General features: G+C 73.3%; 10 protein-coding genes. 5 read left to right on the top strand and 5 right to left on the bottom strand.

Annotated features, from left to right (window positions below):
* Positions 1–12: 12 nt before the first annotated feature.
* The 3 genes from ACFVU3_RS09175 to ACFVU3_RS09165 form a co-directional block, all read right to left on the bottom strand.
* Positions 13–1,080, bottom strand: a complete 1,068-nt coding sequence (locus ACFVU3_RS09175; protein ID WP_390065037.1) for an AI-2E family transporter — start codon at positions 1,078–1,080, stop codon at positions 13–15.
* A gap of 95 nt (positions 1,081–1,175) precedes the next feature.
* On the bottom strand, positions 1,176–2,138 hold the full coding sequence (locus ACFVU3_RS09170) for a pirin family protein (protein WP_390065036.1): 963 nt from the start codon (positions 2,136–2,138) through the stop codon (positions 1,176–1,178).
* A gap of 160 nt (positions 2,139–2,298) precedes the next feature.
* The gene (locus ACFVU3_RS09165; RefSeq protein WP_390065034.1) at positions 2,299–2,799 is read right to left on the bottom strand and encodes an SseB family protein; all 501 of its coding nucleotides are present in this window, start codon (positions 2,797–2,799) and stop codon (positions 2,299–2,301) included.
* 333 nt (positions 2,800–3,132) lie between these two features.
* Between ACFVU3_RS09165 and ACFVU3_RS09160 the strand changes: the two genes are divergently transcribed.
* Positions 3,133–4,962 carry an acyl-CoA dehydrogenase gene (locus tag ACFVU3_RS09160; protein WP_390065032.1) on the top strand — a complete coding sequence of 610 codons (1,830 nt, stop codon included), beginning with the start codon at positions 3,133–3,135 and terminating at the stop codon, positions 4,960–4,962.
* 308 nt (positions 4,963–5,270) lie between these two features.
* The gene (locus tag ACFVU3_RS09155) at positions 5,271–6,578 is read left to right on the top strand and encodes a M18 family aminopeptidase (RefSeq protein WP_390065030.1); all 1,308 of its coding nucleotides are present in this window, start codon (positions 5,271–5,273) and stop codon (positions 6,576–6,578) included.
* A 58-nt stretch (positions 6,579–6,636) separates the two neighbouring features.
* Here the strand turns inward: ACFVU3_RS09155 and ACFVU3_RS09150 are convergent, their stop codons facing one another.
* Positions 6,637–8,454 carry an NHL domain-containing thioredoxin family protein gene (locus tag ACFVU3_RS09150; protein ID WP_390065029.1) on the bottom strand — a complete coding sequence of 606 codons (1,818 nt, stop codon included), beginning with the start codon at positions 8,452–8,454 and terminating at the stop codon, positions 6,637–6,639.
* Positions 8,455–8,600: 146 nt separating this feature from the next.
* On the opposite strand from ACFVU3_RS09150, the gene ACFVU3_RS09145 reads away from it, so the two are divergent.
* Genes ACFVU3_RS09145 through ACFVU3_RS09135 form a run of 3 tightly spaced genes read left to right on the top strand, consistent with a single transcriptional unit; the run spans position 8,601 to position 11,493 of the window.
* Positions 8,601–10,211, top strand: coding sequence for a hypothetical protein (locus tag ACFVU3_RS09145; protein WP_390065028.1), 1,611 nt, complete (start codon positions 8,601–8,603; stop codon positions 10,209–10,211).
* Positions 10,212–10,214: 3 nt separating this feature from the next.
* A complete protein-coding gene (locus tag ACFVU3_RS09140; protein ID WP_390065027.1) occupies positions 10,215–10,964 on the top strand; it encodes a hypothetical protein in 750 nt (249 codons plus the stop codon).
* Between the two features lie 43 nt (positions 10,965–11,007).
* Complete coding sequence (locus ACFVU3_RS09135; RefSeq protein ID WP_390065026.1) at positions 11,008–11,493, top strand: LURP-one-related/scramblase family protein; 486 nt, start codon at positions 11,008–11,010, stop codon at positions 11,491–11,493.
* Between the two features lie 13 nt (positions 11,494–11,506).
* Here ACFVU3_RS09135 and ACFVU3_RS09130 read toward each other — a convergent pair whose 3' ends face one another.
* Positions 11,507–12,718 (bottom strand): trans-sulfuration enzyme family protein, encoded by a 1,212-nt coding sequence (locus ACFVU3_RS09130; protein WP_390065024.1) that lies wholly within the window; start codon positions 12,716–12,718, stop codon positions 11,507–11,509.
* Positions 12,719–12,798: the final 80 nt, after the last annotated feature.

Genomic DNA, 12,798 nt, shown 5'->3' with positions numbered 1-12,798 from the left:
GGTCGCGCCGGTCTAGGCGGTCTCCTCCGGGGCGGTCCTCGTGCCGTACCGGGCGCGGAGTTCGCCGAGGATGCCGGTGGCGGCGGCGGTGAGGGGGACGGCGAGGAGCATGCCGAGGATGCCCGCGACGGAGGCGCCGGCGGTGATGGCCAGCATCACGGCGGCGGGGTGCATCTGGACGGTGCGGCTCTGGACCATCGGCTGGAGGACGTTGCCCTCGATGACCTGGACGGCGAGGACGATGCCGAGCACCCACAGGGCGATGACGAAGCCGCGGTCGGCGAGGGCGACGAGGACGGCGACCGCGCCGGAGAGGAAGGCGCCCAGGTAGGGGATGTAGGCGGTGACGAAGACGAGGGCGGCGAGGCCGACCGCGCCGGGCACCTGGAGGACCAGGAGGCCCACGCCGATGAGGACGGCGTCGACGAAGGCGACGAGGGTGGTGCCCCGCATGAAGCCCTCGACGGCCTCGAAGGCGCGCCGGGCCATGGCCTCGGCGGTGTCGGAGGTGCCGGACGGGACGAAGGCGCGCAGGGCGCCGACGGCCTTGTCGGAGTCGCGGAGGAAGAAGAAGATCAGGAGGAGGGCGAGGACGGCGGTGGCGAGCATCTGCCCGACGACGCTGAGCCCGGAGATGACCCCGGAGGCGGCCGTCCCGCCGAACTTCTCCAGGAGGTCCTTGGCGTTCGCGGCGAGGTCCTCCAGGGAGGTGCCGGCGGCCCCGAAGTGCTCGGCGATGTCGACGGCGGCCTGCCGGAGCGAGGCGAGGATCTGGTCGCCCGTCTCGATGAGCGCGGCGACCACGATGTACGTGGCGCCGCCGACGACCACGAGGACGGCGGCGACCGTGATGGCGGCGGCGGGGGACTTGCTGACCTTCATCCGCAGCAGCCGCCGGTACAGCGGCCCGAGGAGCGCCGTCCCCAGGATGGCGAGCAGGACGGGGGTCACGGCGGTCTTGAAGACCACGCAGAGCCAGATGAAGACCGCGGCCACGCCGGCGACGAGCAGCGCCACCGCGCACCAGGCGGCGAGCTTGCGGGCGGGCTCGGGCAACAGGGGCGTTCGACTCGTCTCCACCCGCCCATAAGATCACACCAATGGCAGCGAAACGCGGACATGACGGGCCGTCCGGGCGACGACCCGTCACCTCCGCACGCCACCCCCGCCGGCGGTTACTCGCCCATCCCGTGGACGGCCGGAATGGTGCCGAGGCGCCCGGCCTGGAAGTCCTCGAACGCCTGGCGGAGTTCGGCCTGGCTGTTCATGACGAACGGGCCGTAGTGGGCCATGGGCTCGCGGATCGGGCGGCCGCCGAGGAGGACGACCTCCAGGTCCGGGGTGTGCGAGTCCTGCTTCTCGTCCGCGCGGACGGTCAGCGAGCCGCCCTGGCCGAAGACGGCGGTCTGGCCGAGGTGGACGGGACGGCGCTCGGCGCCCACGGTGCCGCGGCCGGCCATGACGTACGCGAGGCCGTTGAAGTCCTCGCGCCACGGCAGCGTGATCTCCGCGCCGGGGCGGAGGGTGGCGTGGATCATGGTGATCGGGGTGTGGGTGATGCCGGGGCCCTCGTGCCCGTCGAGCTCGCCGGCGATGACGCGGAGCAGCGCGCCGCCGTCGGGGGAGGTGAGGAGCTGGACCTGGCCGCCGCGGATGTCCTGGTAGCGGGGGGCCATCATCTTGTCGGAGGCGGGCAGGTTGACCCACAGCTGGAGGCCGTGGAAGAGGCCGCCGCTGACGACGAGGGACTCCGGCGGGGCCTCGATGTGGAGGAGGCCGGAGCCGGCGGTCATCCACTGGGTGTCACCGTTGGTGATGGTGCCGCCGCCGCCGTTCGAGTCCTGGTGGTCGAAGGTGCCGTCGACGATGTAGGTGACGGTCTCGAAGCCGCGGTGCGGGTGCCAGGGGGTGCCCTTGGGCTCGCCCGGCGCGTACTCCACCTCACCCATCTGGTCCATCATGATGAACGGGTCGAGGTACTGGTAGTTGATGCCCGCGAACGCCCGGCGGACCGGGAAGCCCTCGCCCTCGAACCCCTGGGGGGCCGTGGTGACGGCGAGCACGGGGCGCGGGGTGGCGTCGGCCGGGGCGACGACGCGCGGCAGGGTGAGCGGGTTCTCGACAGTCACGGCGGGCATGGCGGGACCTCCTTCGTACGGCCTGAGGGCTCGGTGGCCTTCGCGGCCTGTCCTCGTGCCCTCACTTTAGTTGAATACTGAACTTCCTGCCACCCGGAACGCGGAACGCCCGGGAGGAATTCCTCCCGGGCGCTCTCCTCTTCGTCATGTCCAGCGTGCGTCAGCCGTACATCCGCCGCATCGCGAAGTCCACCATCTGCTCCACGGCCTTCGCGTCGAAGACGATCCGGTGGTCGCCCTCCATGTCGAGGACGAAGCCGTAGCCGGTCGGAAGCAGGTCGATCACCTCGGCACCGGTGATCACGAAGTACTTCGACTCCTTGCCCGCGTACCGCCGCAGCTCCTTCAGCGTGGTGAACATCGGGATCACCGGCTGCTGGGTGTTGTGCAGGGCCAGGAAGCCGGGGTTGTCGCCGCGCGGGCAGTAGACCTTCGAGGTCGCGAAGATCTGCTGGAAGTCCTCGGCGGACAGGGTGCCGGTGGTGAAGGCACGGACGGCGTCGGCGAGCGAGGGCGGCGAGGGCTCCGGATAGAGCGGAGCCTGCTGCTGGCCGTACCCGGCGCCCGGCATGCCGGCCTGCGGCGCGTACTGCCCCTGCGGGGGCGGTGCGTACTGCTGCTGGGCGGCGCCGCCGTCCCCGTGCTGCCCGTATCCGTACATGCCCCCCAGCCTATCGAGCGGGCGGGCCGCGCAGGGGCCGACGTCCACAGCCGAGGGGCGGGCCGCGCGGGGCCGGCTCCCGGACCGGCGGGCGGCCCCGCGCAGGGGGCGGCGTCCGCACCCCGGCCGCACGCTCGACGGCGGGGGCGGGGCTCCGGGGCGGGGCGGGCGCGGCCCTCCGGACGCGCGAGGCGTGTCACAGATCTCCCGGTAGGGGTTGCTCTTATTACCGGTGGGTAGCATCATCGGAGAGAAGAGTGCGCTACTCGTGAGTAGGAAGCGGGTGGCCCTCGGTACGAGGAACCCCTCCCCGATCTTTACGGAGCCGTCGCCATGGGGCACTACAAGTCGAATCTCCGCGACATCGAGTTCAACCTCTTCGAGGTGCTCGGCCGCGACAAGGTGTACGGCACCGGTCCGTTCGAGGAGATGGACGTCGAGACCGCCAAGAGCATCCTCGACGAGATCCGCCGCCTCGCCGAGAACGAGCTGGCCGAGTCCTTCGCCGACGCCGACCGCAACCCGCCGGTCTTCGACCCGGAGACCAACACCGCCCCGGTCCCGGCCACCTTCAAGGCCAGCTACAACGCCTTCATGGAGTCGGAGTACTGGCGCCTCGGCATCCCCGAGGAGATCGGCGGCACCGTCTCGCCGCGCTCCCTCATCTGGGCCTACGCGGAGCTCCTGCTCGGCTCGAACCCGGCCATCTGGATGTACTCCTCCGGCCCGGCCTTCGCCGGCATCCTCTACACCGAGGGCAACGAGCAGCAGAAGAAGGCCGCCCAGATCGCCGTCGAGCGCCGCTGGGGCTCCACGATGGTCCTCACCGAGCCCGACGCCGGCTCCGACGTCGGCGCCGGCCGCACCAAGGCCATCCAGCAGGAGGACGGCTCCTGGCACATCGAGGGCGTCAAGCGCTTCATCACCAGCGGTGAGCACGACATGGAGGAGAACATCCTCCACTACGTCCTCGCCCGCCCCGAGGGCGCCGGCCCCGGCACCAAGGGCCTGAGCCTCTTCCTCGTCCCGAAGTACGAGTTCGACTGGGAGACCGGCGAGCTCGGTGCCCGCAACGGCGCCTACGCCACCAACGTCGAGCACAAGATGGGCCTCAAGGCGTCCAACACGTGCGAGATGACCTTCGGCGACAAGCACCCCGCCAAGGGCTGGCTCATCGGCGACAAGCACGACGGCATCCGCCAGATGTTCCTCATCATCGAGTTCGCCCGCATGATGGTCGGCACGAAGGCGATCTCCACCCTCTCCACGGGCTACCTCAACGCCCTGGAGTACGCCAAGGAGCGCGTCCAGGGCACCGACCTGGCCAACTTCATGGACAAGGCGGCCCCCAAGGTCACCATCACGCACCACCCCGACGTCCGCCGCTCGCTCATGACGCAGAAGGCGTACGCCGAGGGCATGCGCTCCCTCGTCCTCTACACGGCCACCGTGCAGGACGCGATCCAGCTCAAGGAGGCGGCGGGCGAGGACGCGAAGGCCCTCCACGGCCTGAACGACCTCCTGCTCCCGATCGTGAAGGGCTACGGCTCCGAGAAGGGCTACGAGCAGCTCGCGCAGTCGCTCCAGACCTTCGGCGGCTCCGGCTTCCTCCAGGAGTACCCGATCGAGCAGTACATCCGGGACTCCAAGATCGACACCCTCTACGAGGGCACCACCGCCATCCAGGGCCAGGACTTCTTCTTCCGGAAGATCGTCCGCGACCAGGGCGCCGCCCTGAACACCCTCTCCGAGGAGATCAAGAAGTTCCTCGCGGTCGGCACCGGCGGCGAGGAGCTGGCCGGCGCCCGCGACGCGCTCGCCAAGGCGGCCGTCGACCTGGAGGCGATCGTCGGCAAGATGATCACCGACCTCACCGCCACCGGCGAGGACGTCAAGAACATCTACAAGGTCGGCCTCAACACCACCCGCCTGCTCATGGTCTCCGGCGACGTCGTCGTCGGCTACCTGCTCCTCAAGGGCGCGGCCGTCGCCGCCGAGAAGCTCGCCTCCGGCACCGCCGGCAAGGACACCGCCTTCTACCAGGGCAAGATCGCGGCCGCGAAGTTCTTCGCCGCCAACGTCCTGCCCGGCGTCTCCACCGAGCGCGTCCTCGCCGACGGCGTGGACGGCGGTCTCATGGACCTGGACGAGGCCGCGTTCTGAGAACGCACCCCGTCCTACTGGAACGGCCCGTCCCCGGGGAGGGGGGCGGGCCGTTCCGCCCTTTTCGGGGGCTCGGTTCGCCTCCGGCGCGCCCCTTCGGCTCACTCGCCGGTCCCGCGGGGGAGGTACCGGCTCCGCGCGCGGAGGCGCCGGCTTCCATCCGGCCCTGCCGAAGAGGTACGGGCTCCGCTCGCCGAGGCGCGGGGAATCACCGGGCCCACCGGGAGAGGCACCGGCCGGCCCGGACGAAGGCGCGGGGGGTTCACCGGGCACCGGGGCGGTCTCGGGGTCACCCGTAAGGTGGACGCATGAGCAGCGCAGCTTCCCGACCGGCGTCCGCACCCTTCGGCCCCGGCCACACCGATGACCTGATGTCCTTCCTCGCGGCCTCCCCGTCGCCGTACCACGCGGTGGCCAACACCGCCGAGCGGCTGGAGAAGGCGGGCTTCCGCCGGGTCGAGGAGACCGAGGCGTGGGACGGGACGAGCGGCGGGAAGTTCGTGACCCGCGGCGGCGCGATCATCGCCTGGTACGTGCCCGAGGGCGCGGCCCCGCACACCCCGTACCGGATCGTCGGCGCCCACACCGACTCCCCCAACCTGCGCGTCAAGCCCCGCCCCGACATGGGCAACCAGGGCTGGCGGCAGATCGCCGTGGAGATCTACGGCGGCACCCTCCTGAACACCTGGCTCGACCGCGACCTCGGCCTCGCCGGCCGCCTCACCCTCCGCGACGGCAGCCACCGCCTCGTCAACGTCGACCGGCCGCTGCTGCGCGTCCCGCAGCTCGCCATCCACCTCGACCGCTCCGCCAACGACGGGCTCAAGCTCGACCGCCAGCGCCACATGCAGCCCGTCTGGGGCACCGGCGAGGTGCACGAGGGCGACCTCGTCGAGTTCGTCGCCGGCGAGGCCGGCGTGGACGCCGAGGACATCGCCGGCTGGGACCTGATGGTCCACGCCGTCGACGCCCCCGCCTACCTCGGCCGCGACCGCGAACTCGTCGCCGGACCGCGCATGGACAACCTGCTGTCCGTGCACGCCGCCGTCGCCGCGCTCACCGCCGTCGCTGGCCGCGACGAGCTCCCGTACATCCCGGTCCTCGCCGCCTTCGACCACGAGGAGAACGGCTCCGAGGCCGACACCGGCGCCCAGGGCCCGCTCCTCGGCACCGTCCTGGAGCGCTCCGTCTACGCCCGCGGCGGCGGCTACGAGGACCGCGCCCGCGCCTTCGCCGGCACGGTCTGCCTCTCCTCCGACACCGGCCACGCCGTCCACCCCAACTACGCGGAGCGGCACGACCCGACGCACCACCCGCGCGTCAACGGCGGCCCGATCCTCAAGGTCAACGTCAACCAGCGGTACGCCACCGACGGCACCGGCCGCGCCCTGTTCGCCGCCGCCTGCGAGAAGGCGGGCGTGCCGTGGCAGTCGTTCGTCTCCAACAACGACATGCCCTGCGGGACGACGATCGGCCCCATCACGGCCGCCCGCCACGGCATCACCACCGTCGACATCGGCGTGGCGATCCTCTCCATGCACAGCGCCCGCGAACTCTGCGGCGCCGAGGACCCCTACCTCCTGGCCAACGCCCTGGTGGCGTTCCTGGAGGGCTGAGCACGCGGAAGGGCCCCGCACGCCGTGGCGTGCGGGGCCCTTCCGCGTACGTGCCGGGTCAGGCGTCCAGTCCCGCGAGGATCAGCGGGAGGCGGCTCGCGCCGTCGGCGGTGAGCTTCAGCGGGACGCCCCAGTCCTGCTGGTGGACGTGGCAGGCCGGGTACTCGTTGGCCGGGTCGTCGTCGCAGGACGCGGCCATCGCGGAGACGTGCAGCACGCCTTCGGCGAGGGCCGGGTTCAGCTCCAGGTCGCGGAAGAGGTCCGTGCCGGTGCCCTCGCCGGAGAGCAGCAGCTCCGGCGGGGTCGAGGAGACCAGGAGGCGGGTCGAGGGGCCGTACCGCTCGTCCAGCTTCTGGCCCGTCGGGGCGGAGAAGACGACGTCCAGGCGGAACGCGCCCGGGGCGACCTCGGTGGCCTCGCGCTTCGTGCGGTGCGCGACCGCCTCCACCCGCACGGCCTCCTCGGGGAGCCGCAGCCGGGTGAGGCGGTGGCGGGCCGACTCGACGACGACGATGTCCTCGCCGGCCAGGACGGCGTCGCTGGGCTCGCGCAGGTCGGTGGCGAGGGTGGTGACCTCGCCGGTGGCCGGGTCGTAGCGGCGCAGGGCGTGGTTGTACGTGTCGGAGACCGCGACCGAGCCGTCGGGCAGGGCCGTCACGCCGAGCGGGTGCTGGAACAGCGCCTGACCGGCGGCGCCGTCCCGGTGCCCGAAGTCGAAGAGCCCGGTGCCGACGGCCGTGTGGACGGTGCCGTCGGTGTCGACGTACCGCAGGGCGCTGGTCTCCGAGTCGGCGATCCACAGCCGGTCCTCGGTGGCGGCGAGCCCGGACGGCTGCGCGAACCACGCCTCGGCGCCGGGCCCGTCGACGAGGCCCTCGTTGGTCGTGCCGGCCGCGACCTCGACGGTCCCGGACTCGGGGTCGTACGTCCAGATCTGGTGCACGCCGGCCATGGCGATCCACACCTTGCCGCGCCAGAAGGCGACGTCCCACGGCGAGGAGAGGTCGACGCCGAGCGCCGGCCCGGAGGTCGGGGACCCCTGCCACCACTGCTTCCCGGTGCCCGCGATCCGCTCGACCGTCCCGGTCGCCGGGTCGAACCTCTGGAGCGCGTGGTGCACGGTGTCCGCGACGACGACCGTGCCGTCCGGCAGCAGCGCCAGTCCCTGCGGCTCGCGGAAGACGCCCTCGCCGCCGATCCGGCGCACGACGGTCTCCCCGTCGGCGGCCAGCTCGACCAGCTGGTGGCGGGTCGTGTCCGAGACGAGGAAGGTGCCGCCCGGCAGCACGACGGCCTTGCCCGGGAACCGCAGATCGGTGGCGACGGGCTCCGGCGGCACGTACGGCCCGTCCCCGCGCCGCAGCGTCCCCTTCGCCTCGTGCTCCGCCTCCAGCTCCTCGACGAGCGTCCGGATCGCGTTGGCGTGCCCCTCACCCGCGTGCTGGGCGACGACGTACCCCTCGGGATCGATCACGACGAGCGTCGGCCAGGCGCGCACGGCGTACTGCTTCCAGGTCGCCAGCTCCGGATCGTCGAGCACCGGGTGGTGCACCTCGTACCGCTCCACGGCGTCCACGACCGCCTGGTGCTCGGCCTCGTGCACGAACTTCGGCGAGTGCACCCCCACGATCACCAGCGTGTCCCGGTGCTTCTCCTCCAGCTCCCGCAGCTCGTCGAGGACGTGCAGGCAGTTGATGCAGCAGAAGGTCCAGAAATCGAGCAGAACGATCTTTCCCCGCAGGTCGGCGAGGGTGAGGTCGTCGCCACCGGTGTTCAGCCAGCCGCCCTTGCCGATCAGCTCGGGGGCACGGACACGGACACGGGCGCGGGAACGGGGGGCGGGCGCGGGGGTGGGCGCCGGAGCGGCTTCGTTCATCCTTCAAGCTTGCCATCCGTCCATGAAGCCGTCGTGAAGGGGCCGTCACGGGGGAGCGGGCGTACGGGTGGATCGGTGGGGCCGGGTGGGGGGTGTGGGCGTGTCCCGGGGCGGGTGGGGGGCGGGGCGGACGGTGGCATGGGCGCATGACGTGTGCGGGCAGATCATCGGACTACTCCCGCTTCCGGGTGAGGCGGGCCGTTCGGGCCGGGGCCGGGATCCTCGTCGGGGTCCTCGCCCTGCCCTGCCTCGTGCTCGCCGGCGGGGGCGCCGCGCGGGCCGGCGGGGCCGGGGACAAGGCGCTGCGGCTGAGCGTCGGCGTCAACGGGCGCGCGTACGGCGAGGAGCGGCCCACCCCCGTGCGGGCGGGGAGCGACGTGGTGAAGCGGTACCGGCTCGTGAACCGGGGCGGAGCCGACCTGTACGGGGTGCGGGTGCGTGATCCCGGGAACCCCGCGGGTGCCGTCGTGCGCTGCCCGCGCCGGATCCTCGTCGGGCTCACGTCCATGGAGTGCGTCGTCCGCTTCCGGGCCCTTCCCGGGACCCGCACCGCGACCGTCCGCGCCGAGGGGCGGATCCCGTCGCTCGGGCTCACCGCCGCCGCGACCGCCCGCGCCGGGTACACGGGCGTCGCCGCCTCCCTCGTCCTCGGCGAACGGGTGAGCGAGGCCGTGCCGCCGCCCGTGGCGCGCGCCGGGCGGGCCGGGCGGGCGGCGGCGCCCCTGCCCGTCCCGACGGGCCGGGCGACGCTCGCGTACACCGTCACCAACCGCGGCAACCGGGCCCTGTACGGCGTGCGCGTCACCGATCCCGCGCTCCGGCTCTCCGCCGGGGGCGTCGACTGCGGCGGGCGGCCCGGCCTCGTCCCGGTGCTCGCGCCCGGCGCCTCCGCCCGCTGCACGGCGACCGTACGGCGGCCGGCCGGGACGCACCGCAGCACCGGTCTCGCCACCGGGACCGACCGGGTCGGGACCTACGGCCCGGACGGGCGGCTCCTGCCCGCTCCCCTGCTCACCGCGCGCGCCGGGGCCTCCTTCCGCGTGCCGGAGCCGGCGCGGGCGGCCGACCCCGGGGAAGCCGTCGCGGGAGTGAGCGGCGCGGGGGAGAGCGGTGCGGGGGAGAGCGGTGCGGGAGAGAGCGGTGGTGCGGGTGGCTCCGTGCGGCCGGGGGCCGGCCCTGCGGCCCCTCCGGCGGCGGGCCGTCCCGCGCCGGGAGCCCCGGGGGCGCCCGGGAACGCCGCCGGAGCCGGTGCGACAGCGGGAGCCGGTGCCGGCACGGGAGCCGGTACGGGAGCCGGTGCCGGTGCCGCGGCCGTGCCCCCGCCCGGGGGCGCGCTGCCCGTCGGTCCTCCCGCTCCCGACGTCCTGGCGGCTCCCGGGGCCGCCGGCGCGGGGGCGGGCGCGGCGGCGGGCGCCGGTGCGGGTGTCGTCGGGGCCGGGCCGGAGCCGGTGGGCGCCGGGGTGCCCGGGGGCGTGGGCGGCGAAGGACGGGTGGAGGCGCCTCCGGCCGTACGGGAGGCGCGGGAGCCACGGGAGGCACGCGAGGCGGCGGCGGGCGTGGGGGAGGCACCGGCGGGCCTCGGCCGGACTCCGCCCGAGGACGCGCACAGGGCCGCCGCCCTCGACGACGAGGGGTTCCTCGGGCGGTTGCGGCGCCGGGGGCGGGAGGCGGACGAGATGGGGGTGGTCGTGATGCTGCTGCTGATCCTGGTGCCGGCGGCCCTCGCCGCCGCGCTCCTCGGGAACCGGAGGACCTGACCCGTGGCCCTGCTCGAAACGCTCGTCGTCGTCCTCGGGGTCGCGCTGCTCGGCGCGCTCGCCGTGGTGCTCAAGACGCGGCTCTTCCCCGTCGGGGAGGACGAGGAGCCGCGCGAGGACGTCGCCGAGTACATCGCCATGATGGTCTCGGTGCTCTACGCGATCGTCCTCGGGCTCTGTCTGGTCTCCGTCTGGGACACCCGGTCCGGTGCCTCCGACCACGTCCAGGCCGAGGCGAGCGCCCTGCACCAGACGTATCTGCTCGCGGACGCGCTCCCGGACGAGCGGCGCGAGCCGCTGCGGGCGGCGGCCCGGACGTACGCGGACCACGTCGTGGACGTGGAGTGGCCGATGATGGCCGCCCGTCAGCCGCTCGACCCGGCGGGCTGGCGGCTGCTCGAACAGCTCCGGCAGGCCGGCGAGGTCGGCGACACCGCGACCGTCTCGCAGCAGATCGCCGCGCAGGAGGTGCTCGCCCAGCTCGGGTACGTGGACGACGCCCGACGCAGCCGGGAGGCGGCCGCGCAGGAGCGGCTGTCGCCGGTGCTGTGGACGGGGCTGATCATCGGCGGTTTCCTCACCCTCGCCTTCATGTTCCTGTTCGGGATCAGCCGCAGCACCACGCACGTGGTGATGGTGATGGGCCTGGCCGGGTTCATCGCCTTCACCGTGCTGCTGATCCATCAGCTCGACGCGCCCTTCGGGGAGATGCTGGGCACGGGCCCGGACGCCTTCACGCGGTACTTCGTGTGAGTCCGCTGTTTCACGTGAAACAGTCGGAGGGGAGACATCCCGTATGAAATACCTCGTACGGGACAAGATCTTCGCGATCGGTGACGACTACTGGATCGAGGACGAGAACGGCCGGCACGCCTTTCTCGTCGACGGCAAGGCGCTGCGGCTGCGTGACACGCTGGAACTGAAGGGCCCCGACGGGCGGGTGCTCGTGACGCTGCGGGAGAAGTTCTTCAGCCTGCGGGACGCGATGACGGTCGAGCGGGACGGGCAGCCGCTGGCGACCGTGCGCCGCAAGCGGCTGTCCCTGCTGCGCAACCACTACCGCGTGACGCTCGCCGACGGGACCGAACTGGACGTCAGCGGGCGGATCCTGGACCGGGAGTTCGCCGTCGAGTACGACGGCGAACTCCTCGCCCACGTCTCCCGCCGCTGGCTGCGCGTCCGGGACACCTACGCGGTGGACGTCGTCCGCGAGGACGCCGACGCGGCACTGCTGATCGCGGTGGCGGTCTGCGTGATCCGGATGGCCGAGCGGGAGGACTGAGGGGCGGTCCGGGTCAGAGCGTCTTGGAGAGGGCCTGGTCCAGGTCGGTCCACAGGTCCTCGACGTGCTCGATGCCGACCGAGAGGCGGACCGTGCCGGGACCGATCCCGGCCGCCTCCAGGGCGGTGGCGTCGAGCTGACGGTGCGACGTGGAGGCCGGGTGCATGACCAGGGTCTTCACGTCGCCGAGGGAGACCGAGAGGGAGGCCAGCCGGACCGCCTCGACGAAGGCCCGGCCGGCCTCACGGCCGCCCTCGATGTCCAGCGAGATCACCCCGCCCGCCCCGTCCTGCAGCAGCCGCTCGGCGATCGCCCGGTCCGGGTGGCCCGCCAGTCCGGGGTAGCGGACGGCGGCGACCGCCGGGTGCTCCGCGAGCCGGGCGGCGAGCTCGGCGGCGGAGGCGCACTGCCGCCCCATCCGCAGCGGCAGGGTCTGCAGGCCGCGCAGCGTCAGCCACGCGGCGAACGGGTCGGTGGTGGCGCCGAGCTCGACCGCGAAGTGGCGCATCCGCCGGAGGAGTTCCGGGTCGCCGACGGCGAGGATGCCGCCGAGGACGTCCGCGTGGCCGGCGAGGTACTTGGTCGCGGAGTGGACGACGAGGTCGGCGCCGAGGGAGAGCGGGCGGCAGAGCAGCGGGGAGGCGAAGGTGTTGTCGACGGCGACGGGGACGCCGGCCGCGCGGGCGACGGCGGCGAGGGCCGGGATGTCGGAGACGCGGGTGGTGGGGTTGGCGATGGTCTCCAGGTAGAGGAGGCGCGTGGTGGGCCGCAGGGCCGCGGCGACCTCCTCCGGGTCCGTGCCGGAGACGTAGCTGACCTCGACGCCCCAGCGGGCCGCGAGGTCGGTGAGCATCGCGTACGTACCGCCGTACAGGCACCGCTGGGCGATGATGTGCCCGCCGCTGGAGAGCAGCCCGAGCAGGAGCGTGTTGATGGCGCCCATCCCGGAGGCGAAGGAGAGCGCGCCGGCGGCGCCCTCCAGGCGTGCCACCGCGTCCTCCAGGGTGCGGACGGTGGGGTTGCCCATGCGGCTGTAGAGGAAGGAGTCGCCGGAGTGCATGGACTCGGCGAGGGCGTCGGCGGACTCGAACGTGAAGACGTGGCCCTGGTGGAGGGGGACGCCGAGCGGCACGCTGCCGGCGACCTCGACCCGGGGCGGGTGGACGGCGAGGGTCTCGGCGCGGAGGTCGTCGGGCGTGGCGGAGTGGGCGCGGTCGCTGGTCATGGGTCCAGTCTCCGAAGGGCGTCGCTCCTCTCCCAGGGCCAATCGCGGGCAAGTGGTTCGAAGTTCGCCGGGGGCGGACG

Source organism: Streptomyces sp. NPDC058052, assembly GCF_042885515.1.
Lineage (GTDB): Bacteria > Actinomycetota > Actinomycetes > Streptomycetales > Streptomycetaceae > Streptomyces.
The sequence above is the reverse complement of the archived record's forward strand: the minus strand, read 5'-3'. Positions and strand labels throughout refer to the sequence as shown.

Bases quoted from the DNA above. Each gene is read 5' to 3' on its own strand.
- ACFVU3_RS09165 (WP_390065034.1), bottom strand. From the start codon at position 2,799: ATGTACGGATACGGGCAGCACGGGGACGGCGGCGCCGCCCAGCAGCAG.
- ACFVU3_RS09130 (WP_390065024.1), bottom strand. From the start codon at position 12,718: ATGACCAGCGACCGCGCCCACTCCGCCACGCCCGACGACCTCCGCGCC.
- ACFVU3_RS09150 (WP_390065029.1), bottom strand. From the start codon at position 8,454: ATGAACGAAGCCGCTCCGGCGCCCACCCCCGCGCCCGCCCCCCGTTCC.
- ACFVU3_RS09155 (WP_390065030.1), top strand. From the start codon at position 5,271: ATGAGCAGCGCAGCTTCCCGACCGGCGTCCGCACCCTTCGGCCCCGGC.
- ACFVU3_RS09170 (WP_390065036.1), bottom strand. From the start codon at position 2,138: ATGCCCGCCGTGACTGTCGAGAACCCGCTCACCCTGCCGCGCGTCGTC.
- ACFVU3_RS09160 (WP_390065032.1), top strand. From the start codon at position 3,133: ATGGGGCACTACAAGTCGAATCTCCGCGACATCGAGTTCAACCTCTTC.
- ACFVU3_RS09145 (WP_390065028.1), top strand. From the start codon at position 8,601: ATGACGTGTGCGGGCAGATCATCGGACTACTCCCGCTTCCGGGTGAGG.
- ACFVU3_RS09135 (WP_390065026.1), top strand. From the start codon at position 11,008: ATGAAATACCTCGTACGGGACAAGATCTTCGCGATCGGTGACGACTAC.